The sequence below is a fragment of the Musicola keenii genome (genome assembly GCF_014855505.1).
Classification (GTDB): domain Bacteria; phylum Pseudomonadota; class Gammaproteobacteria; order Enterobacterales; family Enterobacteriaceae; genus Musicola; species Musicola paradisiaca.
In genome coordinates this window covers 133,860-156,099 of sequence record NZ_JAAWVW010000002.1, presented here as the reverse complement: position 1 = coordinate 156,099, position 22,240 = coordinate 133,860, and the positions used below count along the sequence as shown (strand labels likewise).

Below are 22,240 nucleotides of genomic sequence, written 5' to 3'. Positions count from 1 at the left end.
CGATTACATCTTGTCGACGGTCTGGATACCCAGCGTGTCCAACCCGGTTTTCAACGTCATCGCCGTGAGCTGCGCCAGCTTCAGGCGGCTCTGACGCACGCTGTCGCTGTCGGCGTTGAGGATTGGGCAGTGTTCATAGAAACTTGAGAACAGCCCGGCCAGATCGTACAGGTAGGCGCACATGACGTGCGGCGTACCCTCACGGGCCACGGTAGTGATGGTTTCTTCAAATTGCAGCAGGCGGGTCGCCAACGCCAGCTCGCGTTCATCATCCAGTCTGATCGGTTGCGTCAGGCTGCCGTCGTCCACCCCGGCGCGTTTGAAAATGGACGCCACGCGGGTATAGGCATATTGCATATACGGCGCGGTGTTGCCTTCGAACGCCAGCATGTTATCCCAGTCAAACACATAGTCAGTGGTGCGGCTTTTGGATAAGTCGGCGTATTTCACCGCGCCGACGGAAACCACTTGCGCCAGTTGTTCCAGCTCGGCACGCTCCATTTGCGGGTTTTTCTCGGCAATCAGCGCCAGAGCGCGGTCGTAGGCTTCATCCAGTAACTCGGACAGCTTGATGGTGCCGCCGGCGCGGGTTTTGAACGGCTTGCCGTCTTTGCCCAGCATCATGCCGAACATGTGGTGTTCCAGGCTGACGGCATCCGGTACGTAACCGGCTTTGCGCACGATAGTCCAGGCCTGCATCAGATGCTGATGCTGACGGGAGTCGATGTAATACAGCACGCGGTTGGCGTTCAGCGTTTCGTACCGGTATTTGGCGCAGGCGATGTCGGTGGTGGTGTAAAGGTAGCCGCCGTCCTTTTTCTGGATGATGACGCCCATCGGCTCACCTTCCTTGTTCCGGAACTCTTCCAGATAGACCACGGTGGCGCCTTCGCTTTCCACTGCCAGACCTTTGGCTTTCAGATCAGCGACGATGCCCGGCAGCATATCGTTGTACAGGCTTTCGCCCATGACATCATCTTTGGTCAGCGTGACGTTGAGGCGATCGTAATTGCGCTGGTTTTGGCTCATGGTGATATCCACCAGCCGGCGCCACAGGGTGCGACAGTATTCATCGCCGCCTTGCAGTTTCACCACGTAGCCGCGCGCACGCTCGGCGAAGGCGGCATCGTCGTCGTAATGCTTTTTCGCTTCCCGATAGAAGGCTTCCAGATCGGAGAGTTCCAGATCGCCGGCATGCTCGTTCTGCACTTTTTCCAGATAAGCGATCAGCATGCCGAACTGGGTGCCCCAGTCGCCGACGTGGTTGGCGCGGATCACCTTGTGGCCGAGAAACTCCAGCGTACGAACTGCTGCATCGCCGATGATGGTGGAGCGCAGATGGCCGACGTGCATCTCTTTGGCGACGTTGGGGGCGGAATAATCGATGACGATGGTTTGCGGTTCCACACCGGCGATGCCCAGCTTCGGCGCGCTCAGCGCGTGCTCCAGCTGCGCGGACAGCCACTGGCGGTCGAGGAAAATATTGATAAAGCCGGGCCCGGCGATTTCCGTTTTGGCGGCGATGCCGTCCAGTTGCAGCAGCTGTACTACCTGTTCGGCTAACTGGCGCGGCGGCATGCCCAGTTTTTTAGCCACAGCCATGATGCCATTGGCCTGATAATCGCCAAACTGTGCCTTGGCTGACTGGCGAACCATCGCTTCGCAGTCAGCGCCCGCGCCCGCCGTAACCATTGCCTGACGGACTTTTTCGGAAAGAAGAGCCTGAATATTCACCGGGGTACCTTAATTGACAAAATAAGCTGCCTTTTATATCACAAATAGGTTGGCTCGTCAGCAGCACAACCCCGGCCGGGCGCGGCTGTACAGGGAATTAAAGATGGCGACGCTCGGGGGGAATGTGTAGATTGGCGCCCATATTTTTTTACCCGGATGAGGAATCTATGACTGCACTGCTACCCGCATCATTACGCGACGATCTGTCCCGCTTTGAAAACGAACTCTGGCAGTTGGCGGCGCAACTGCAACTGAACCTGGCGGATTTTCAGGCGGATCACCTTGCGCTGCGTTGTCACCAATACAGTACGGCGGAGCGCTGGCGCGAAGCGTTACTGACGAGCGGAACCTTGCTGTCGGAAAAGACCATTAACGGACGCCCCATCTGTTTGTTCACTTTGCACCAGCCGCTTACGGTCGGGCCGTGGCGGATCGACTGTGTGGAACTGCCGTGGCCCGGCAACCGTCACTATCCGCACGAAGGCTGGGAGCATGTGGAACTGGTGTTGCCCGGCGATCCAGCCACGCTGCATCAGCGCGCGCTGGCAAGCTTGTCGGACGAGGCGCTGCGGGCGCCGGGTATCAAACTGAAATTCAGCCATCCACAGGGGGAACAGGAACGTTTACCCAATCCTACGCTGGCGGTGACGAACGGTAGTGTAACGCTCAAGTTTCATCCGTATAGGATCCAGGATGTTGTCGCCAGCGAGCAGGATGAAGACGCGACACGCGGCGGGTGAGATATAAGTGCGCCGCTTAATAAGCGCGCTGCTTTCAGGCTTAACTGCATGGTATGGCTGATAAATTGTGTCGTGGCTCATATTTTGCAGCGAAATGCCCAAACCAGTGTGATGCGGCTCTCTTCCTCAGGTCGGGGCCGATGCCATAGTTAGCCGGAACAGATTCCCCGCTATCAAAAACATTCCCGATAGCCTTCGACCGTGGGAACGCACGCCGCGTTTCCGCCTTGTGCCTGTGTTGCGTGCAAGCGGAACGCCCGGTTTTTTATCATGTTGATTTTTGGGCGGATACAGCTGTCGGCCACCACGCTTCACGCGAAGATGCGCGTGGTGATCGCCGCTGTAAATGGCCATATTTGTGGGAGGAGGGTATGCCAAAACTGGAGGTGTGTTGTTACAGCATTGATTGCGCGTTGACGGCTGAGCAGGCCGGCGCGGATCGGATTGAACTGTGCGCCGGATTGCGGGAAGGCGGACTGACGCCCGGGTACGGTGTACTACGTCAGGCGCGGGAAACGCTGAGTATTCCGGTTCATCCGATGGTGCGTCCGCGCGGCGGCGATTTCTGCTACAGCAGCCGTGAGTTCGCCGCGATGCTTTATGACATCGATCAAATCCGTGAAATGGGGTTCCCCGGTTTGGTGGTTGGGGTGCTGGATGAGGAAGGCCACATCGATCTGCTGCGGATGCGGCGGGTGATGGCGCATTGCAGCGGGTTGGCGGTGACGTTTCACCGTGCATTCGATATGTGTCTCAATCCTCGGCATGCGATTGATCAATTGGCGGATTTGGGCGTGGCGCGTGTGCTGACTTCCGGCCAACAACCCAGCGCCGAAAACGGATTGCGGCTGTTACGGGAACTTAATGATGTCAGCCGGAGTCCAATCATTATGGCTGGCTCCGGCGTGCGTTTGACCAACCTGCACAAGTTCCGCGATTGCGGTATTCAGGAGGTGCACAGTTCGGCCGGGCGCTGGTTGCCGTCGTCGATGCGTTACCGCAAAGTCGGGGTGACGTTGTGTACTGAAGGCGATATGGACGAATTCCAGCACTATTGCGTGGATGGCGACATGGTCGCGGCGATGAAGAATGCGCTGAGCCCATCATCCATTGATGTTCCGCTTTCCAGCGGGTGATTGCGGTCGGTGTCGTTGCGGCGAACCCTCAGCCACAAACAGGCGGCGGTGATGCCGTCACGCAGGCCGTTGAGACAGAAAACGTTTGCCGCGCAGCATTCCCCTTACGGTCTGCTTGCGAGTACCAGGCCCCGGCGTGTTGCCGGGGCTTTTTTTCACTACCGTTGCGGCGGTTTTTCAGCGTTATCGATAAGAAGCTCGGTAGCAGCGGTAATATCGGCAATATTGACTAAAAAGTTCGCTGAAACGAGCTTGACCGGATAATAAAATATAATCTATGCGGTGAGTAACGGTTATAATTCCTTTCCGCCATTCTTTATTAAAATATCAACGATATCTTGATGATTATTAGCTATAGCCCTCGTTAATGGACTGTATCCTTCCCCATCTGGCGCATTAACATTTGCACCTTTGCTGATGATAAATGAAACAATTGCTGTATTACCGACCATGCTAGCCAAGTGCAGAAGAGTATAACCATTAGAGTTTTTTACGTTAACTAATTTAGGATTGTTATTAATTATTTTAATGACTTCTATATTCTCTCCTGACCATATGAGATTGCCCACATTGTCGTTCTCATTTGCCAAGACGGAGGAAGAGAATAAAATAAAAAACACAAATGATAAAATTGATTTCATAACACACCCAGAGTTTTGTTCGTTAAAAATACAAGGGAATGATATCAACATTAACTCGGATGAGTTATCTGTTAATTTAAACAGCTATCTACGATGGTTTAGTTTATTTATTTTCTGGAGAAGAAATAACGGTAATGACATAATTTGGGTATTCTGCTACTAGCGAATACGGTGTGAGTTTATTTACATCATATGGATGCGATCCTCAGCGAGGTTCTGATTTTAAAACTGTCTCGGGCTCATACGGCTACGGTGTCTTTTGCAATATATTGCAGGCAAGTGATGTCGTCATACATGAGGTCGTCAATCAGCCGATAACTGCTCGTTACCATGCGTGCTAACGCACGGATTGAATCGTTGGTTTACTCTTCTGGAAAGTATATAGACAAAACGCTCACAGGTGCTATCAACCGACCCATGCCATTTTCCACGTCGCATGCCAGAAGGTGTGGCTATTATCTGGCAGTTAGCGATGTGACAGCGATGATTGCTGGCGATCTGATTTATTCAATAGATCGGTATTGTTTACATGGTTTCCCATATCACTTGTGTCTTATGCGTTTTCTAATTAATGAATTTTCTTATTAATGATAATCCAGAAAAGCGCTGCAAGTATTAATATAATCACACGTGGGCAATGCCCCCAATGAGTTGATTGCGACATCTAATGCGCGCTTTTAAGGTTTTCTCATGGTCAGTGTTAATGTTTATTTCCCCCGTTGTCAGTTTGCTCAGGTTTATCGCCATGGGCTGAACCCTAAAGGTCGTGACAGATCTCGCTGCCGTGAATTATTGGCTCTTCTTACGCCGTTTAACATCGGAATAATAATCAGCGATGAGGACGTACATTAAACATCGAGCCCGGAAAACACGCTGTTTTTCACGCTCGATTGAACCGCATGAAAAAGTCATCGGTGCGTTCATTGAAAAACATATGTTCTACTCATTGGCGTCATTACCTGGGCGTAGCTAAGCGAGATTCCGCTTTAGACGATCCTCGTTCAGGCGGCAGCAGGCTCCCTGCATCATCGGGAAAAACGTCAGTGCGCAGTGTGTCATAAGGCTTGTTTCACCCGCCTTCGTGGCGTTGTGCGCTTTTTAGCCATCGCTTTCGATAAGAACGCAACAGAACCAGGGTATAAGCATGAATTGTTATGCACTTAGCGTTTATTTCCGTTGGCAGGTGCTATGCTCAACACTCTTACTGTGGAATAAGGAATCCTGCTATGCGTGGAATCGTTGTGCATCATGAACATCGCATTGGTTTCATCGTTATCCGCGATCCTGATGGCGCGTTTATCGTCGCTAAATTAAAGGAGAACTACGATATTGAGCGGGGTGATGCGGTCTCCGGCGAATTGCATACCGCCGGGCATACTGTGTTATTAAATGAAACCAACGGTGAAGAGATCCCGGCTGATATTCAACAGGGAACGATGACCGAAGAAGAGGCCATCAACCTCATCGTTAAAACCGCTAACGCATAAGTCGCAACAGTATTCTGCGTATGGCGCAGGAGCAGCACCTTTTTCACCGGTCTGGCCGCCATTTACCGATGACGGCCAGCGTTTTTATGGCTTCTGCGCCACCAGCACCGCCCGCAACGGTGCGGGGTAGCCTTCCAGCGTTTTGCTGTGGTCTGCGGGGTCGAGAAAATCGGCCAGCGACTCGCTGATCATCCAGTCGGTGCGGCGCTGTTCCTGCACGGTGGTTACACATTGATCCACGACGCGGATGTCGCGAAAACCACATTTCTCCAGCCACTGAGTGAGTGCGGCAGCCGACGGCAGGAAATAGACGTTGCGCATTTGGGCGTAACGTTCGCCCGGCACCAGCACGCAATGCTCGTCACCTTCCACTACCAGTGTTTCCAGCACCAATTCGCCGCCGGAGACTAGCTGGTTTTTCAATTGCCAGAGATGATCGAGCGGCGAACGGCGGTGATAGAGCACGCCCATGGAAAACACGGTGTCGAACGCATTGAGCGCCGGCAACTGCTCGATACCGAGCGGTAGCAGGTGCGCACGCGGGTCATCGCCCAGCAATTTACGCACCGCTTCAAATTGGCACAGGAACAGTTGGGTGGGATCGATACCCACGGCCATGCGGGCGCCGGCGCCAATCATACGCCACAGGTGATAGCCGCTGCCGCAGCCGACATCCAGAATCAGCCGATCCTGCAGCGGGCTGATGTGCGGCGCAACGCGATCCCACTTCCAATCGGAACGCCATTCGGTATCGATATCGACGCCATAGAGCGAAAACGGGCCTTTGCGCCATGGCATCAGGTTGCGCAGCAAGCGCTCGATGCCCAGACGTTGTCCTTCGGACAGCGGCGTATTCATAGCGGCGCTGACGCCATCGACCAGTTCGAGCCGATCTGGCGTTAAGGTTGGCAGATGTTCCACGGAATTGAGCCATTGCCTGAACCCGCCGTGCAGCGATGACTGCTGCCACTCGCTAATTTGGGCCGGCAGCGTATTCAGCCAATGGCTGAGCGGCCCGATGGCGATCTGCTGATAGAAACGGCCGAAATCGATCATGCGGCGTCCTCGGGTTTTATCGCCACCAGCGAGCCGAAGTTAAAGCACTGGAACCAGACTTCACTGTGGGCGAAACCGGCTTCCCGCAACCGAGCTTTGTGGGTTTCCACCGAGTCGGTGATCATGACGTTTTCCAACATGCTGCGTTTTTGGCTGATCTCCAGCTCGCTGTAGCCGTTAGCGCGTTTGAAGTCCAGGTGCATATTGAACAGCAGTTCGCCGATGGCGGCGTCTTCAAAGCTGAATTTTTCCGACAGCACCAGCGCGCCGCCGGGGCGCAACCCTTGCCAAATACGGCGAAGCAGAAGCAAACGCTGCTCCGGCGTGATGAATTGCAAGGTGAAGTTAAGCACCACCAGCGAGGCATTATGGATGTCGGTGTCGAGGATATCGGCTTCGCACACATCTACCGGGGTGTCGGCGCGAAAGGCTTCGATATGGCGACGGCAACGCTCCACCATGGCGGGCGAGTTATCGACGGCGATAATCCGGCAGCCGGGGACATGAATGTTGCGGCGCATTGATAGTGTCGCGGCGCCCAGTGAGCATCCCAGATCGTAAACCCGGCTATCCGGGCGGACGAAGCGTTCCGCCAGCATGCCGATCATGGAAATAATATTCGAGTAGCCGGGAACGGAGCGCTGAATCATGTCGGGGAAGACTTCAGCGACGCGCTCATCAAAAGTCCAGTCGCCTAGGTTGGCGATGGGGGCGGAAAAAAGCATATCGCGGTTTGGCATAGCGGAAACAAGCACACAGGAAAAGAACAGGGGCGTATTCTAGCAGAAAGTGCGGCGGTTGATGAACGAAAGACGGTAAGGGTGTGTGCCCTTACCGTCGCAGATGTTGCGTATTCCTGCTGCTGGTTAAAGCGGTTATCGCAGCGTAAACACCAGCTCCCAGGGCAAATAATAGAGATTGAACACCACCATCAGCACCAACGACACATAGGTGGCCGACATACCGGAACGCCGCCAACCGAACTCCCGATGCCGCAAACCATAGTAATGACACAGCCGACCCAGCATCAGCAGAATGCCGCACAGATGAACCATGGCGTTTAAGGCGCCGTTCATCTCCATCAGCACCAGCATAATGGCGCCGATAGGAATGTATTCCACTGCGTTACCGTGGACGCGGATCGCGGTTTGCAGTTCATAAAAACCGCCATCGCCATACGCCACACGGTACTGCATCCGCAGTTTCACCACATCTATCGACAATTTGATTAACAAGATTGCGCCGAGTACCACATAGAGCGCACTGACCATATTACACTCCACTCCCTGACCAAACATGTCCGCAGCGCCGAAAGCCGGGGCGTCGGACTGACACCGCATAAAACAGGCGCGCGTATTGTAGGTGATTTTTCGTGGAGAAAGGAGTCATCTCGGCGGCCCTGGCGTAATAAAAATGGCATGCACAAACATGCGGCCGGCGCGTTTCCCAACCAGGGGGATGGGCTGATGCAGTCATCTTCGCGGCGGGTCAACCGAATGCCTAATACCCGTTCCCTCTTTATTCCGCGTTACAGAAAAGCGGCCGGCGCACCGACAACGCGAAATACGGTGAATATCGATGCCATTTTTATCTTCGCTTAAAAATAACATTATTCACCGATAGGTGGGTTCACCGGGGTAAATTCAGAACGACGTTGTTAATGATGAAAAGGGAATTTTTATTTTATTGTTAATAATAATGTGAGCCTGCTGAGAAATAACGGTTGTTATATCATGCAATGAAAATAAAAAATCCTGTGGTAATAAATACACTATCCATGCACGAATAAACGTGCAATTTTTAAAAAATGACACAATAAACTCGATATGATCGAAACACTCCGGGCGGGCAGCCTGAAAACGGCGCAGAAAATAGCCGTCAGTATATAGCAAGATGCACAGGCATGGCTTGATGCTCAACATTATCCAGTCGTGTTAAAACCACTGGAAAGCGCAGGTTCGGACGGTGTGTTTATTTGTAATAGCTGTGAAAAAACACAACGCGCATGTGAGCAAATATCAAAAAAGGAAAATAAGCTTAATAGTGTTAATGCATCGGTTCTTTTTCGTGAATATTTGAAGGGGATTAAATATGTGGTGAATTTTGTTTCTCTCGCCGGGAATATTCTGGCGGCGGAAATTGTTAAGTGTCATAAGAAAAGACTGGATTCAGGCAATATTGTTTACGATTTTGATGAAATGATTGATGCGTCTTATTTGGAATTCAACACGCTGGCGGACACTACCCGAGGTGCGCGTGCCTGGGGATTAAAAACGGCTCCCACCATGCTGACGTCATGCTAACGGCCGATGGGCCTTGTCTGGTTGACATTGCGGCCAGAAGCGGTTGCCCCGTGAAGCCCTTCGCAAGCCGACCGGGAGGGGGCGAAGTCCTGCTTTGTGGCGCCGTTGCGTCGCTACCGGTCAAAACAGCGACGACTGCTGCGGCCAGTCTGGGCAGGGCGGCAGGCCGGGGATCGCGGCGTCGAGGTGCGGCCATAACGCTTGCACCAATGCCGGCGCGCTGGCGGTGCCGGCGGTATGGATGAACAGATAGGGGGAATGCGCCCGCCACGCGGCCAGTTTATCGATCCAGGGCGTGAACCAGCGCAGATTGTCTGCTGGGTCTTCATTGCCGATAAAACGGATCAGCGGTTCGTCGGCGGTACGCACCACGTGCAACGGCACCTTCGGCTTTTTACGCTGAGCGTCCCGCAAAGCGTCGCTGGTAGGTGGCGCATGATGAACCGGTCGGCTGTCCATGATCACCCGGTTGATACCACGCTGATGTAACCCCTGATTCAGGTGCCGTTCCGCATCCCCTTTGGCGAAAAACAGTGGATGACGCACCTCCACGCCGTAGCTGAACCCCGTCGGCAGCGCCGCCATAAATTGCCACAGCGTGTCTAGCTGATCCGGGCCGAACGCCGCCGGTAACTGAAGCCAGAGCTGCCCCAGCCTTGGGCCGAGCGGTTCGATGCAGCGGAAAAACTCCGCCACCGGCTGCTGGCAATGGCGCAGCGCGGCCTGATGGCTGATGGTGGCGGGGAATTTGAAACAGAAGCGGAATGCATCGTGTGTCATGTCACGCCAGCGCTGTACCGACTCGGCGGTAGGCAAGGCGTAAAAGGTGGTGTTGCCTTCAACGCAATTGAAATAACGGGCGTAATCCGCCAGGTCGTGCAATCCCAGCCGGCTCCATGCCGGGTGGTGCCACTGCGGTAAACCGATGTACATAACGTTCCGTTCCGAGGGTTTCTGAGGTGTTGCTCGAATGTAACAGGTTGATGGCATCATACCCCGCAATTGTGTAGCCGGCAGCCAAACGCAGGAAAAAAACAAAAAAGTGTGTGCGGGGCGGCGTACAGACCGCTACCATCGTATTTATTGCGAGGGGAAAATGCCTTTATAATGTTCCCCTTTTTTTATTGGACACAACTCCAGAAAAATCATGCCGGCCAGCCTGACAGCCTCAATTCGCCGCCGACAGGCGCGCGTGATGGGATCGGCGGCGGTGTAAAAGGACATCGTAATGCGTACTGAATATTGCGGGCAGTTGAATTTGTCCCACGTGGGCCAGGAAGTAACGCTGTGCGGCTGGGTTAACCGCCGCCGTGATCTGGGTGGTTTGATCTTCATTGACATGCGCGACCGCGAAGGTCTGGTGCAGGTGTTCTTCGACCCGGATCGTCAGGATGCGTTCAAGCTGGCTTCCGAGCTACGCAACGAATTCTGCATCCAACTGACCGGCACCGTGCGTGCTCGTCCTGATAGCCAAATCAATAAAGACATGGCCACCGGCGAGGTGGAAGTGTTTGCCACCGCGCTGAGCATCATCAACCGCGCCGAGCCGCTGCCGCTGGACTCTAACCAGAACAACACCGAAGAAGCGCGGCTGAAATACCGCTACCTGGATCTGCGCCGTCCGGAAATGGCCCAGCGCCTGAAGACTCGCGCCCGCATCACCAGCTTCGTGCGCCGTTTTATGGACAGCCACGGTTTCCTCGATATCGAAACCCCGATGCTGACCAAAGCCACGCCGGAAGGCGCTCGCGACTATCTGGTGCCGAGCCGCGTGCACAAAGGTAAATTTTATGCGCTGCCGCAGTCGCCGCAGCTGTTCAAACAGTTGCTGATGATGTCCGGCTTTGACCGCTACTACCAGATCGTCAAATGTTTCCGCGACGAAGATCTGCGTGCCGACCGCCAGCCGGAATTTACCCAGATCGACGTGGAGACCTCGTTCATGACCGCGCCGCAGGTGCGTGAAGTGATGGAAAAACTGGTGCGCGAACTGTGGCTGGAGATCAAGGGCGTGGATCTGGGCGACTTCCCGATCATGACCTTCGCCGAAGCCATGCGTCGCTTTGGCTCTGACAAACCGGACTTGCGTAACCCGCTGGAACTGGTAGATGTTGCCGACCTGCTCAAAGACGTCGACTTCAAGGTGTTCTCCGGCCCCGCCAACGATCCGAAAGGCCGCGTAGCCGCCATTCGCGTGCCGGGCGGCGCCCAGCTGAGTCGTAAGCAGATCGACGAATATGCCAAGTTCATCGAAATTTACGGCGCCAAAGGGTTGGCCTATATCAAGGTCAACGAGAAGGCCAAGGGGCTGGAAGGCGTGCAGAGCCCGGTCGCCAAGTTCCTCAATGAGGCGATTTTGGCGGCGTTGCTGGATCGCACTGCGGCGCAGGACGGCGATATCCTGTTCTTCGGCGCCGACAGCGCCAAAGTGGTCACGGATGCACTGGGCGCGCTGCGTCTGAAACTGGGCCGCGATCTGAAGCTGACCGACGAAAACAGCTGGCAGCCGCTGTGGGTCATCGACTTCCCGATGTTTGAAGACGACGGCGAAGGCGGCCTGGCGGCGATGCACCATCCGTTTACCGCCCCGCGCGATATGGCACCGTCCGAGCTGGCGGCCAACCCGACCGCCGCTATTGCCAACGCCTACGACATGGTGCTGAACGGCTACGAAGTCGGCGGCGGTTCAGTGCGTATTCATAACGGTGAGATGCAGCAGACGGTGTTCCGCATTCTCGGCATCGACGAACACCAGCAGCGCGAAAAATTCGGCTTCCTGCTGGACGCGCTCAAGTTCGGTACCCCGCCGCACGCCGGTCTGGCTTTCGGCCTGGATCGTCTGGTGATGCTGCTGACCGGCACCGACAACATTCGCGATGTTATCGCCTTCCCGAAAACCACCGCCGCCGCCTGTCTGATGACTGAAGCGCCGAGCTTCGCCAATCCGGCGGCGTTGGAAGAGCTTTCCATCGCGGTGGTGGGCAAGGGCAAAGCGGCGCAGGATGCCGCCGAGAATGGCTCAGAGAATCGTTAAGATGAACTATAAGCGCCCCGTATCGGTTCTGGTGGTGATTTACGCCCGTGATACCGGCAGGGTGCTGATGCTTCAGCGCCGTGATGACCCAAGCTTCTGGCAATCGGTCACTGGCAGTCTGGAGGAAGGCGAAACCGCAAGGTGTGCCGCGCTGCGTGAAGTAAAGGAAGAAGTCGATATCGATATCGCCGCCGAGGCGTTGCCGCTGATTGACTGCCATCGCAGTGTGGAATTCGAGCTTTTTGCTCATTTAAGACGTCGCTACGCGCCGGGCGTAACGCACAATCTGGAGCACTGGTTCTGTCTGGCGTTGCCAACAGAACGTGAGGTGATCATCAGTGAACACCTTGCTTACCAGTGGCTGGATGCCCCGGCGGCGGCTCGGTTGACCATATCCTGGAGCAACCGGCAAGCGATTGAAGAATTTGTTATTTGTCCAGCCTGACCTTCGTGGCACCCGCGTGATGTTAAGGCGGCGACCGGGCGGAACGTCGGTGGTTTATCAAAACACACCGGGGTAAGCGACGGAACCGACGCAACAACCGCGTGGGGGATCACGGGGATACAGGCCTTTTTCGGAGATTTTTATGGCAGGTCATAGTAAGTGGGCCAACACCAAACATCGTAAAGCGGCGCAGGATGCCAAGCGCGGCAAGATTTTCACCAAAATTATTCGTGAGCTGGTGACGGCGGCCAGACTGGGGGGCGGCGATCCTGGCTCCAACCCGCGCCTGCGCGCCGCTGTCGATAAAGCGCTGACCAACAACATGACGCGCGACACCCTGAACCGCGCCATCGCCCGCGGCGTGGGCGGCGATGATGACGCCAACATGGAAACCATCATTTATGAAGGCTACGGCCCCGGCGGTACCGCCGTGATGGTGGAATGTTTGAGCGACAACCGTAACCGTACCGTGTCCGAAGTGCGCCATGCGTTTACCAAATGCGGCGGCAACCTCGGTACCGACGGTTCGGTAGCCTATCTGTTCAGCAAGAAGGGCGTGATCTCCTACGCACCGGGCCTGGACGAAGACACCCTGATGGATGCGGCGCTGGAAGCGGGCGCTGACGACGTGGTCTCCTTTGACGACGGCGCGATCGATGTCTTCACGCCATGGGAAACCTTCGGCCAGGTGAAGGATGCGCTGGACGCCGCCGGGTTTGTGGCTGAATCCGCCGAAGTCTCCATGATCCCGTCCACAAGGGCGGATATGGATGCGGAAACCGCACCGAAACTGATGCGTCTGATCGACATGCTGGAAGACTGCGACGACGTGCAGGAGGTTTACCACAACGGTGAGATCTCCGACGAGGTAGCGGCGCTGCTGTAATGGCGTGCGATTCCAGCCACTGTGAACCGGGAGCGTGACGATGAGTATTATTCTCGGCATTGATCCCGGTTCGCGCATCACGGGGTATGGCGTGGTGCGTCAACAGGGCCGGCAAATCAGCTACCTCGGTAGCGGCTGTATCCGCACGGTGGTGGACGACATCCCCGGCCGGTTAAAGCTGATTTTTGCCGGTGTCAGCGAAATCATTACCCAATTCCAGCCCGACTGCGTGGCGATTGAACAAGTGTTCATGGCGCGTAACGCCGACTCGGCGCTCAAGCTGGGCCAGGCGCGCGGCGCGGCGATTGTCGCGGCGGTTAACCAGTCGTTACCGGTGTTTGAATACGCCGCCCGGCAGGTGAAGCAGACGGTGGTCGGCACCGGAGCGGCGGAGAAAAGCCAGGTGCAGCACATGGTGCGCTCGTTGCTGAAGCTGCCTGCCAACCCGCAGGCGGACGCAGCGGATGCGCTGGCCATCGCCATCACCCATTGCCATTTCAGCCAGAACCTCACCCGTATCAGTAGCGACCGGCTGACGCTGGCGCGCGGTCGATTACGCTGATAGTTGATGACGTTGACGGCCGATGACGCGATGACGTTGCTCGTCGATGGCGTTGACGGTCGATGTTCCTCGTTATCCCCCCTGCGTCGTGCTCGTCAGCTAAGGGGCGCGGCCCGATCATCGGTTTCCCATCGGCCGCCATGCGCGGCCGCTTTTTCGCAGCGCTATTTCGCCTGCTCCAGGTTCAGCACCGTGCGGGCATTACTGGCGCTGGTGGCAATTACATCGATAATCCCGGAGCGTAAAGCCGCCAGTATCGCGGTGGCCTTGGTATTCTCGGCGGCGATGGCGATAACGCAGGGGATTTTGCGCAACTGTTCCGGGCTGAGCCCAATCACCCGATCGTTCATCACGGTGTCCACCGGCGTGCCTTGCATATCGAGGAAGGAATAACCGGCGATATCGCCGACAACGCCCTGTTCCTGCCGTGCGGTGATGATCTCCTGCGAGGTAAACCAGCCCAGTTGCACCATAAAGCTGTTTTCGTTCATGTCCCCCAACCCCACCAGCGCGATGTCCGCCTTGCTGGCGCGATCCAGTGTCTCGCTGATCAAGCGGTTTTGCATGAAGGCAGCCTTCATCGCGGAGTTTTCCACGTAGGCCGGGGCATACAGGGTTTCGCTGCTGGCGTTGAACTTGCGCGCCAGATGCCGGCTGATGTGGTCGGCGTCGATCAGCTCGCCGTCGCGTTTGGTGCCGCCGATGCCGCAAATGAATTTGCACTGCCGTTCGGGAAAGACGCCGACATGGCTGGCGACGGCGGCGACGTTGCGGCCTTGCCCCACCGCAACCGTCATGCCGTTTTTGATGATGCTGGACAGATAGGTGGAAACCAACGACGCCACCTGCTGACGTTGTTCTTCTTCATCGTGATGGTCGAGGGCGATCAGCGCACGTTTGATGCCGAAACTCCGGATGAACTGCTGTTCGATCTGCGAACTGAAAACCGGGTGGTAACGCACATTGATTTCGACGATACCTTCCGCGCGCGCGCGTTTCAGCAGACGCCCGACCTTGATGCGGGAGATGCCGAAACGGCTGGCGATCTCTTCTTGCGTCTGTTCGTTTTCGTAGTAGGCGACGGCAATTTCCGTCAGCAGTTCGCTGTCTGAATCGAATTCACTCATGGGTTAACTCGCCATTGTAGGGTTGCAGTGAGGCACCAGGTCGTGTCTCGCCATTATTCCTTCGCCGACGGCCATCGACAGGGGCCGGCGTGCAGGATCCTTCTGACTGAATGTGGACTGCGGCTCACGTGGGCGACGACATGTGCAATAACGCCGGAGCAGCGCCAACGCAGGCGCGACGGTACGCTTAACGTTCCCGCCACATCGCGGCGTTGTGCGCCAGTCGACAAAAATCCTCAGCGTCCCATGCCGAGCGGCCGATGAATAATCCATCGATATCAGGGCATTGGATCAGCGCCGAACTATTATGCGGATTTACGCTGCCACCGTACAGCAACGTCATGTTCTCCGCCGTGTCCGTGCCGTAGGTGTCCGCCAGCGCCTGCCGCAGGGCGCGGTGTATGGTTTGCGCTTCATCGGCCGTCGCCGGGGTGCCGCCGTCGCCGATCGCCCACACGGGTTCATACGCGATGATCACTTGTTCAACCTGCGGGCGCGCCAGCCCGGCCAGGGCGATTTTCATCTGACGCACGACAGTTTCAATCGATACTCCCCAGCCTTTTTCCTGCGCGCTGTCGCCGACGCACACCAGCGGCCGTAGCTGATAGCGTAGCGCGGCCTGTACTTTTTTCTGAATATCTGCGTCATTTTCGGCAAAGTCGCGCCGCCGTTCCGAATGGCCCAGCTCCACCAGCGTCGCACCGCAGTCGCGCACCATGGACGGTGAGATTTCCCCGGTCCAGGCACCGGCATCGGCATAGTGCATGTTCTGGGCGCCGGTCAGGCAGTTGACGCCGCCCTGACGCAAGCGCGTCGTCACCTCACGAATCAGGGTAAAAGGGGGGATGACGAACGGCTGGATGTGGGGGCCGGCCGCCGTATTGAGCCGATTAACCAACACATCGCAATAGGCGTTGGCCTCTTCCAGGGTTTTGTTCATTTTCCAGCTGGTGCCCAGCATCAGGTTTCTCATTAATCACTCCCGTTATCACTATTCGCCTGCGGTGAGGGTAACAAAAGTCCTTATGGCTTTACTTATAATCATGACCAAAACAAATGTTCGATCACGCATTTCCTCATTCAAGGATATTTCTGTATGAAATGTGACCTTATTCAAGGTTATTTGTTTTTCTTACCGTAAACTGCCACCTAACAAAAGTTATTTAAGTGAACATATGAACATTTGGTTGTTCTGGCCATATGAAAAAGGTGAAAAATATGTCGGTTGAGAAAAAACCTGTGGTTGATAACAAACCTGTTGTTGATAACAAACCTGTCGTAGCCCTTACCATCGGCGACCCGGCGGGCATTGGCCCGGAAATCTCCGTCGCCACCATGATGAATCACGCGGTGTATGAGGAGTGCCGGCCGTTTTTGATCGGTTCAGTGCCGATCATCCAACGGGCGATGGCGATCTGGAACTGCGACTTCGCCATCAACGTGATTCACTCGCCGGCCGAAGCCCGTTTTACCTGGGGAACGCTGGATGTGCTGGAAACCGGCGACTACGACTGCGACAGCATTGTCTGGGGGAAAGTGCAGAAACTGGCCGGCCAGATGTCGCTGGATTACGTGATGAAATCCAGCGCGCTGGGCATGGCCGGCGAGATTGACGTGGTCTCCACCGCGCCGATCCATAAAGAAGCCATCAAACTGGCGGGCTGCAAGTTGCCCGGTCATACCGAGATCTATCAAGTGGAAACCGGCTCCGATTACGGCCTGACCATGTTCCATGTGCAGAAACTGCGCGTGTTCTTCGTCAGCCGTCATATGGCGCTGAAAGACGCCTGCGACTATGCCAACAAAGAGCGGGTACTGGCCTGCGTACAGCAGATCCATCATGAATTCACCGCGCTGAATATCCCGCAACCACGTATCGCGGTCGCCGCGCTTAACCCCCATGCGTCTGACAATGGGCTGTTCGGGCACGAGGAGAAAGACAACCTCATTCCGGCGGTTCAGGCGGCGCAGGCGCTCGGCATCAATGCGATCGGGCCGGTTCCGGCCGACTCGGTTTTCCACCAGGGCAAACTGGGGCATTACGACGCGATCCTTTCTCTCTACCACGATCAGGGGCATATCGCCTGCAAGACACTGGACTTCGAGCGTTCGGTCACTATCACCTTCGGCCTGCCGTTTATGCGTAGCTCTGTTGACCACGGCACGGCGTTTGACATCGCCGGTACCGGCAAGGCTGGCACCGTCAGCATGCTGGAGTCAACGCTGGTGGCGGCACGCTACTGGAAGATGAAACACCGATAACCGCAGGCAGGTACCCGCAAGCCGGGTACACGCCTTCCTGAGTAAGGAGAACCGCATGAAACGTTATCTGGACATTACCCGCGGCAGCAAAGGCTGGGGTGGGCCCTTGAGCCTTGAAGTGACGGCGGGGAAAAAGATTGCCTATATCACCGGAGGTATTCGCCCTGCGGTGGTGGATCGCTTGATGGAGTTGACCGGCTGGGACGCAGTGGACGTGTTTAAGTACGGCGAACCGGAGGAGCAGGAGGTCGGGCTGGTGGTGATTGATTGCGGCGGTACGCTGCGCTGCGGCCTGTACCCCAAACGCGGCATTCCCACCATCAACCTGCACCCCACTGGCAAAACCGGGCCGCTGGCGGCGTTTATTCGTGACGATATTTACGTGTCCGGCGTCACGCCGGCCGGGGTGCAACTGCGCATCGAAGGCGGGCAGGGCGACCGGCTGGGCATCGTGGCGGATGACCTGACCGGCGCGACCACCGTCGGGGTGCTGCTGGCGCGCAGCGGCATCAGAACCGCGGCCTTTTTTGACGCGGATTCCTTCGACACCTGCGATTCAGACTGGCAGGCGATGGTGATCAGCAGCAATAGCCGACCACTGCCGAAAGCGGAAGCGCAACAATTGGTGCGCCAGGCCACGCTGTCGTTGCAGGCGCGCGGGGCGCGCTACTTCACCAAGCGCGTCGATACCACGCTGCGCGGCGGCATTGGCTATGAAATCGATGCCATGCTGGACGTGTTGCCGCAGGAAACCGTGGCGGTCGTCGTGCCGGCGATGCCGCAATCGCGCCGGATTCTGGTGGGCGGCTATTCGGTCATCGACTCGGTGGCGCTGTCGTGCACCGATGTGGCTAAAGATGTGCGCACCCCGGTGACGGAAACCTTTGTGCCGGAATTGCTGGCCGCGCAGACGCACTACCACGTCGGCCACATCGCGTTATCCTGCGTGCTCAAGGGGTACGACGCGGTCGGCCAGGCGCTGAGCCAGTTGCAGCAGAACGGCTCGCGCATCATGGTGGTGGATGCCATCTCATTGGCGGATATCGAAACCATCGCCCGGGCGGTGACGTTGCTGAACTGGAACGTGCTGGCGGTGGATCCCGGGCCGTTTACCGAACGGCTGGCCTGGGCGCGGGAGATGATCCGCGATGAACCGCGTCCGGAAATCACGCCGGTGCCGGTGAGCCAACAGCAAGGGTCGGTGGTGGTGGTGGCGGGCAGCGCCACGCCCGTGACCAAACGCCAGCTCACTCGGCTGATCGAACAGGACGCGCGCGTGTGCCATATCCCGGTGGATGCGGAACTGCTGATTGACCGGGATCACTCGGCCGAGATTGAAGTGCAGCGGGTGGTGCGTCAGGCGCAGGAGTGCGTGCGCACACATCGCAATGCCATTTTCGTGTTCGAATCGGCGCTGACCGGGCGGTTGCTGGATTTAGCGCAGGAGGAACAACGCTTTGGACTGGCGCACGGGCAGGCGGCCGACAATATCAACCGTGGGCTGGGGGATATCGTCCGGGCGGTGCTGGATGCCGGCGGCGGCGAAATTCGCGGGTTGTACATGACCGGGGGCGACACCATGGTGAACGTGCTCAGACGATTGGGCGCCAGCGGCATCGAAATGGTGGATTACGTGATACCGCAGACCGATTTGGTCAGGATCATCGGCGGCGATTACAACGGGCTGGTGTGCGTCGGCAAAGGCGGGCTGACCGGCTCGGATGAAGTGATTCATACCATCGTTGAACATATTTATCGCGAAGCGACGCAGTAACATAGCTGAAAAATAACCTATCCGCGGGTGAGTGATTTGGTATTGATTCAGTACGCGGATACCCTGAGCCTATTTTTCGCTATGCGTATTATTCAGGATATGGGCCGAATCTATTTAATAAAAATAGGCCTGATGTGACTCTACCCTACAAAAGAGAAACACCATGAAAAATATAAATCTGTTTGACAAGATGAATAAGTTCCCCGGCGGGTTGATTATTATTCCATTAATCCTTGCCATATTAATTAATACCTTTTTCCCGTCGATGTTAAAAATAGGCGGCCCGACAACTGCATTATTTAAAGCCGGTTCCAGCGCAATGATGGGGATATTCCTGCTGATTTGCGGCGCGTCGATCAATATTCGCCAGGCCGGGCTACCGTTATATAAAGGCGCGGTATTGCTGATGCTGAAATTTGCCGCCGGTGCGCTGGCGGTGTGGATTATGGGCACCCTGTTCGGGCCGGCGGGCTTTTTCGGTATCTCCACGTTGGCGTTGGTGGCCTGTATTACCAGCTCCAACAGCTCGTTGTATATCGCGCTGTGCAGCAACTATGGCGACGCCAGCGACGCCGGGGCCATTTCCGTGTTCTGCATCAAGGATGGGCCGTTCGTCACCATGGTGGTATTGGGGGTCAGCGGGTTGGCCAATATTCCGTTCGAGGCATTGTTGTCGATGCTGGTGCCGCTGTTGGTCGGGATGATGTGGGGCAATATTGATGAAAAATTCAAACAGTTGTGCGCCGCCTCCCAGCCGCTGGTCATCATCATCATGTCGTTTGCGATCGGCGCCAACTCCAGCATGAATACGGTGTTCAGCGCCGGATTGTCCGGCATCCTGTTAGGCGGCATTTCCGCCCTGACTGCGATGGTCTTCTACTTCCTGTACAACCTGTTTTTGAAGAAGAAAACCGCACTTGGCGCGGCGCTCGGCACCACGGCGGCCAGTTCGGCCTTGACGCCGGCGATGGTGGCCCAGGCAGACCCGACGCTACAAGCGTTCGTCGATGCCGCCACTGCGCAACTGGCGACCGCCAGCATCATCACCATGCTCACCGCGCCGGTGTTGGTGGCCTGGTTTGACAAACGCCTGCGTAAAACCGATGCCGATGCGCCGGCAACGCAAGCGGCGGGGCAGCCGCTCAGTTCGCCGGCGGATAAGGCGAAATGAGGGGACTGGAATGAGACATGTCGTGTGGCAAGCGACGATCCGCGCCGTCGGTCATGAGGCGGAGGCGATGCGGCGGGATAATCGCGTGATTTTGTTCAGCGATTGCGTGCCGCCGGATCTGGGGGCGTACTGCCTGCTGCATCAGGATGGTGAGTGGTTCCAGCCGCTGGCGGTGAATCAGCAGCTGGAATTAGATGGGATGCATTATCTCATTACCGCCATCGGTGATGTCGCCAACCATAATTTACGCGAGTTGGGACATATCACGCTGTTATTCGATGGCAGTGCCACGGCGGAATTACCGGGGATGGTACATGTTAAGGGGAATATACCGGATAAATTACCGGGTTCAGGAAATATCATTATTTCTGAGCCGTGCTGAAAATCCGACTGAATTAAAATTTCATTAATCTGAAGTAAGGATATTAATCATGAAACCAATCGCCATTGGTGCGGATGACGCTGCGTATGAATTACGCAGTACCATTACGAATTATCTCGATTCACTCAATATTCCCTGGGTGGATTTCAGCAGCGATAAAAATGCGGATAACCGTTATTACCCGGATGTAGCGCACGCCGTCGCTATGTCGATTAAAGCCGGTCAGCAGGATCGCGGCATTTTAATCTGCGGCACCGGTATTGGAATGAGCATTGTGGCGAACAAAGTGCCGGGCATTCGTGCTGCGCAGTGCCACGATACGTTCTCGGCGGAGCGGGCGCGCAAAAGCAACAACGCGCAGATCGTTACGTTGGGCGCCCGGGTGATCGGCGCTGAGCTGGGCAAGCAGATTATTCGCGCCTGGCTGAATGCCGAGTATGAAGGCGGCGGCTCGGCGGCGAAGGTGGAGCGTATCGATTACTATCAAAATCAACATATTGCCGAATAGTCCGTCGCAAGAGCTGGCGTAGGGGAATAACCATGAACCAACTGGATGCTTTAAAACAGTACACGGTAGTGGTGGCGGATACCGGCGATATCGACGCCATCCGGCAGTTCGCGCCGCAGGATGCTACTACCAATCCCTCTTTAATCCTCAAGGCGGCGCAATTGCCCCAATATCAGAGCCTAATCCGCGATGCGGTCGGGCAGGCGCAGCGGCAGGGCGGCAGTGACGCCACTCGGTTGCTTAATGCGTGTGATCAGGTGGCGGTCAACATCGGCGCAGAAGTGCTGCGGCAGGTGCCCGGCCGGGTATCGACCGAGGTGGATGCCCGCTTGTCCTGGGATCGCGGTTTGTGCGTCGCCAGAGCGCGGCGGCTGATCGCGCTGTATCAGGAACAGGGCATCGACCGCTCGCGTATTCTGATCAAGCTGGCGGCGACCTGGGAAGGGATCCGCGCCGCCGAAGTGTTGGAGCAGGAGGGCATTCAATGCAACTTGACGCTGCTGTTCTCCTTTGCGCAGGCGCGTGCCTGTGCGGAAGCGGGCGTCTACCTGATCTCGCCGTTCGTCGGGCGTATCTATGACTGGTATCAGGCCCACCCTGAGCAAACGTCGGCGGAGCCCGGCGAGGATCCAGGCGTGGCCTCGGTACGGCGCATTTACCAGTATTACAAAACGCACGGTTACGACACCGTGGTGATGGGGGCCAGTTTCCGCAAGAAATCGCAGGTGACGGCGCTGGCGGGCTGCGACCGGCTGACCATCTCCCCGACGTTGCTCAACGAGCTGAAGGCGTGCGATGAGCCGCTGCCGCGTCAATTGTCCGTCGAGGCGGTCAGCGAAACACGCCCCAGCCCGATGACGCAGGCGGAATTCCTGTGGCAGCACCACGACGACCCGATGGCGGTAGAAAAACTGGCGGAAGGTATCCGGCTGTTCGCCGCCGATCAGATTCGGCTGGAAAATATGCTGCATAGCCTGATGTAACGCGCCGGG

General features: G+C 56.3%; 22 protein-coding genes and 2 pseudogenes. 16 read left to right on the top strand and 8 right to left on the bottom strand.

What is annotated here, in order from left to right; genetic code table 11:
* Positions 1–3: 3 nt before the first annotated feature.
* Positions 4–1,734: an arginine--tRNA ligase gene (gene argS, locus HEP82_RS03000; RefSeq protein WP_192456718.1), complete on the bottom strand. Its 1,731-nt coding sequence runs from the start codon at positions 1,732–1,734 to the stop codon at positions 4–6.
* Between the two features lie 167 nt (positions 1,735–1,901).
* On the opposite strand from argS, the gene HEP82_RS02995 reads away from it, so the two are divergent.
* Entirely contained in the window at positions 1,902–2,474 is a 573-nt protein-coding gene (locus HEP82_RS02995; protein WP_192456717.1) for a VOC family protein, read from the top strand.
* Positions 2,475–2,845: 371 nt separating this feature from the next.
* On the top strand, positions 2,846–3,610 hold the full coding sequence (gene cutC, locus HEP82_RS02990; RefSeq protein ID WP_192456716.1) for a copper homeostasis protein CutC: 765 nt from the start codon (positions 2,846–2,848) through the stop codon (positions 3,608–3,610).
* A gap of 293 nt (positions 3,611–3,903) precedes the next feature.
* On the opposite strand, the gene HEP82_RS02985 is transcribed toward cutC, so the two are convergent.
* A complete protein-coding gene (locus HEP82_RS02985; protein ID WP_192456715.1) occupies positions 3,904–4,251 on the bottom strand; it encodes an ankyrin repeat domain-containing protein in 348 nt (115 codons plus the stop codon).
* 690 nt (positions 4,252–4,941) lie between these two features.
* Between HEP82_RS02985 and HEP82_RS20195 the strand changes: the two are divergent.
* The 3 genes and pseudogenes from HEP82_RS20195 to HEP82_RS02975 all read left to right on the top strand — a co-directional run.
* A pseudogene (locus tag HEP82_RS20195) lies at positions 4,942–4,995 on the top strand (hypothetical protein); the annotation flags it as partial.
* A gap of 21 nt (positions 4,996–5,016) precedes the next feature.
* A pseudogene (locus HEP82_RS02980) lies at positions 5,017–5,224 on the top strand (IS1 family transposase); the annotation flags it as partial.
* A 253-nt stretch (positions 5,225–5,477) separates the two neighbouring features.
* Positions 5,478–5,738 carry a hypothetical protein gene (locus HEP82_RS02975; RefSeq protein ID WP_015853866.1) on the top strand — a complete coding sequence of 87 codons (261 nt, stop codon included), beginning with the start codon at positions 5,478–5,480 and terminating at the stop codon, positions 5,736–5,738.
* Positions 5,739–5,822: 84 nt separating this feature from the next.
* Here HEP82_RS02975 and cmoB read toward each other — a convergent pair whose 3' ends face one another.
* The 3 genes from cmoB to HEP82_RS02960 all read right to left on the bottom strand — a co-directional run bounded on the left by cmoB (position 5,823) and on the right by HEP82_RS02960 (position 8,065).
* Complete coding sequence (cmoB, locus tag HEP82_RS02970; RefSeq protein ID WP_192456714.1) at positions 5,823–6,794, bottom strand: tRNA 5-methoxyuridine(34)/uridine 5-oxyacetic acid(34) synthase CmoB; 972 nt, start codon at positions 6,792–6,794, stop codon at positions 5,823–5,825.
* Positions 6,791–7,534, bottom strand: coding sequence for a carboxy-S-adenosyl-L-methionine synthase CmoA (gene cmoA / locus HEP82_RS02965; protein WP_192456713.1), 744 nt, complete (start codon positions 7,532–7,534; stop codon positions 6,791–6,793). Before cmoA ends, cmoB begins: the two co-directional genes overlap by 4 nt.
* A gap of 135 nt (positions 7,535–7,669) precedes the next feature.
* Positions 7,670–8,065 carry an MAPEG family protein gene (locus HEP82_RS02960; protein WP_192456712.1) on the bottom strand — a complete coding sequence of 132 codons (396 nt, stop codon included), beginning with the start codon at positions 8,063–8,065 and terminating at the stop codon, positions 7,670–7,672.
* Positions 8,066–8,725: 660 nt separating this feature from the next.
* Here HEP82_RS02960 and HEP82_RS02955 point away from each other — a divergent pair.
* Complete coding sequence (locus tag HEP82_RS02955; RefSeq protein ID WP_243061602.1) at positions 8,726–9,097, top strand: hypothetical protein; 372 nt, start codon at positions 8,726–8,728, stop codon at positions 9,095–9,097.
* A 120-nt stretch (positions 9,098–9,217) separates the two neighbouring features.
* On the opposite strand, the gene HEP82_RS02950 is transcribed toward HEP82_RS02955, so the two are convergent.
* Entirely contained in the window at positions 9,218–10,030 is an 813-nt protein-coding gene (locus HEP82_RS02950) for a DUF72 domain-containing protein (RefSeq protein WP_192456711.1), read from the bottom strand.
* 295 nt (positions 10,031–10,325) lie between these two features.
* On the opposite strand from HEP82_RS02950, the gene aspS reads away from it, so the two are divergent.
* The 4 genes from aspS to ruvC all read left to right on the top strand — a co-directional run bounded on the left by aspS (position 10,326) and on the right by ruvC (position 14,024).
* A complete protein-coding gene (gene aspS, locus HEP82_RS02945) occupies positions 10,326–12,131 on the top strand; it encodes an aspartate--tRNA ligase (protein ID WP_192456710.1) in 1,806 nt (601 codons plus the stop codon).
* A 1-nt stretch (position 12,132) separates the two neighbouring features.
* Complete coding sequence (gene nudB / locus HEP82_RS02940) at positions 12,133–12,576, top strand: dihydroneopterin triphosphate diphosphatase (RefSeq protein ID WP_192456709.1); 444 nt, start codon at positions 12,133–12,135, stop codon at positions 12,574–12,576.
* A 142-nt stretch (positions 12,577–12,718) separates the two neighbouring features.
* Entirely contained in the window at positions 12,719–13,462 is a 744-nt protein-coding gene (locus tag HEP82_RS02935; protein ID WP_192456708.1) for a YebC/PmpR family DNA-binding transcriptional regulator, read from the top strand.
* A 40-nt stretch (positions 13,463–13,502) separates the two neighbouring features.
* Positions 13,503–14,024: a crossover junction endodeoxyribonuclease RuvC gene (gene ruvC / locus HEP82_RS02930; protein WP_192456707.1), complete on the top strand. Its 522-nt coding sequence runs from the start codon at positions 13,503–13,505 to the stop codon at positions 14,022–14,024.
* Positions 14,025–14,188: 164 nt separating this feature from the next.
* Here the strand turns inward: ruvC and HEP82_RS02925 are convergent, their stop codons facing one another.
* Together HEP82_RS02925 and HEP82_RS02920 are read right to left on the bottom strand one after the other, a co-directional pair.
* Complete coding sequence (locus tag HEP82_RS02925; RefSeq protein ID WP_192456706.1) at positions 14,189–15,151, bottom strand: sugar-binding transcriptional regulator; 963 nt, start codon at positions 15,149–15,151, stop codon at positions 14,189–14,191.
* A gap of 187 nt (positions 15,152–15,338) precedes the next feature.
* Positions 15,339–16,124 carry a triose-phosphate isomerase gene (locus HEP82_RS02920; protein WP_192456705.1) on the bottom strand — a complete coding sequence of 262 codons (786 nt, stop codon included), beginning with the start codon at positions 16,122–16,124 and terminating at the stop codon, positions 15,339–15,341.
* Between the two features lie 245 nt (positions 16,125–16,369).
* Here HEP82_RS02920 and pdxA point away from each other — a divergent pair, with 245 nt between their 5' ends.
* The 6 genes from pdxA (at position 16,370) to tal (ending at position 22,231) form a co-directional block, all read left to right on the top strand.
* On the top strand, positions 16,370–17,413 hold the full coding sequence (gene pdxA / locus HEP82_RS02915) for a 4-hydroxythreonine-4-phosphate dehydrogenase PdxA (RefSeq protein ID WP_192456704.1): 1,044 nt from the start codon (positions 16,370–16,372) through the stop codon (positions 17,411–17,413).
* 55 nt (positions 17,414–17,468) lie between these two features.
* Positions 17,469–19,187, top strand: coding sequence for a four-carbon acid sugar kinase family protein (locus HEP82_RS02910; protein ID WP_192456703.1), 1,719 nt, complete (start codon positions 17,469–17,471; stop codon positions 19,185–19,187).
* 163 nt (positions 19,188–19,350) lie between these two features.
* Complete coding sequence (locus HEP82_RS02905) at positions 19,351–20,358, top strand: 2-keto-3-deoxygluconate permease (protein WP_192456702.1); 1,008 nt, start codon at positions 19,351–19,353, stop codon at positions 20,356–20,358.
* A 10-nt stretch (positions 20,359–20,368) separates the two neighbouring features.
* Positions 20,369–20,740: a PTS glucitol/sorbitol transporter subunit IIA gene (locus HEP82_RS02900; RefSeq protein WP_192456701.1), complete on the top strand. Its 372-nt coding sequence runs from the start codon at positions 20,369–20,371 to the stop codon at positions 20,738–20,740.
* Between the two features lie 49 nt (positions 20,741–20,789).
* Positions 20,790–21,248 carry an RpiB/LacA/LacB family sugar-phosphate isomerase gene (locus tag HEP82_RS02895; RefSeq protein WP_015853846.1) on the top strand — a complete coding sequence of 153 codons (459 nt, stop codon included), beginning with the start codon at positions 20,790–20,792 and terminating at the stop codon, positions 21,246–21,248.
* A 32-nt stretch (positions 21,249–21,280) separates the two neighbouring features.
* Complete coding sequence (gene tal / locus HEP82_RS02890) at positions 21,281–22,231, top strand: transaldolase (RefSeq protein ID WP_192456700.1); 951 nt, start codon at positions 21,281–21,283, stop codon at positions 22,229–22,231.
* The last annotated feature ends 9 nt before the right edge of the window (positions 22,232–22,240 follow it).

Coding starts and splice junctions, on each gene's coding strand:
- cmoB (WP_192456714.1), bottom strand. CDS start 6,794: ATGATCGATTTCGGCCGTTTCTATCAGCAGATCGCCATCGGGCCGCTC.
- HEP82_RS02960 (WP_192456712.1), bottom strand. CDS start 8,065: ATGGTCAGTGCGCTCTATGTGGTACTCGGCGCAATCTTGTTAATCAAA.
- ruvC (WP_192456707.1), top strand. CDS start 13,503: ATGAGTATTATTCTCGGCATTGATCCCGGTTCGCGCATCACGGGGTAT.
- pdxA (WP_192456704.1), top strand. CDS start 16,370: ATGTCGGTTGAGAAAAAACCTGTGGTTGATAACAAACCTGTTGTTGAT.
- HEP82_RS02935 (WP_192456708.1), top strand. CDS start 12,719: ATGGCAGGTCATAGTAAGTGGGCCAACACCAAACATCGTAAAGCGGCG.
- HEP82_RS02900 (WP_192456701.1), top strand. CDS start 20,369: ATGAGACATGTCGTGTGGCAAGCGACGATCCGCGCCGTCGGTCATGAG.
- HEP82_RS02950 (WP_192456711.1), bottom strand. CDS start 10,030: ATGTACATCGGTTTACCGCAGTGGCACCACCCGGCATGGAGCCGGCTG.
- cutC (WP_192456716.1), top strand. CDS start 2,846: ATGCCAAAACTGGAGGTGTGTTGTTACAGCATTGATTGCGCGTTGACG.
- aspS (WP_192456710.1), top strand. CDS start 10,326: ATGCGTACTGAATATTGCGGGCAGTTGAATTTGTCCCACGTGGGCCAG.
- HEP82_RS02995 (WP_192456717.1), top strand. CDS start 1,902: ATGACTGCACTGCTACCCGCATCATTACGCGACGATCTGTCCCGCTTT.
- cmoA (WP_192456713.1), bottom strand. CDS start 7,534: ATGCCAAACCGCGATATGCTTTTTTCCGCCCCCATCGCCAACCTAGGC.
- HEP82_RS02925 (WP_192456706.1), bottom strand. CDS start 15,151: ATGAGTGAATTCGATTCAGACAGCGAACTGCTGACGGAAATTGCCGTC.
- HEP82_RS02895 (WP_015853846.1), top strand. CDS start 20,790: ATGAAACCAATCGCCATTGGTGCGGATGACGCTGCGTATGAATTACGC.
- HEP82_RS02920 (WP_192456705.1), bottom strand. CDS start 16,124: ATGAGAAACCTGATGCTGGGCACCAGCTGGAAAATGAACAAAACCCTG.
- tal (WP_192456700.1), top strand. CDS start 21,281: ATGAACCAACTGGATGCTTTAAAACAGTACACGGTAGTGGTGGCGGAT.
- HEP82_RS02910 (WP_192456703.1), top strand. CDS start 17,469: ATGAAACGTTATCTGGACATTACCCGCGGCAGCAAAGGCTGGGGTGGG.
- HEP82_RS02985 (WP_192456715.1), bottom strand. CDS start 4,251: ATGAAATCAATTTTATCATTTGTGTTTTTTATTTTATTCTCTTCCTCC.
- HEP82_RS02905 (WP_192456702.1), top strand. CDS start 19,351: ATGAAAAATATAAATCTGTTTGACAAGATGAATAAGTTCCCCGGCGGG.
- HEP82_RS02975 (WP_015853866.1), top strand. CDS start 5,478: ATGCGTGGAATCGTTGTGCATCATGAACATCGCATTGGTTTCATCGTT.
- nudB (WP_192456709.1), top strand. CDS start 12,133: ATGAACTATAAGCGCCCCGTATCGGTTCTGGTGGTGATTTACGCCCGT.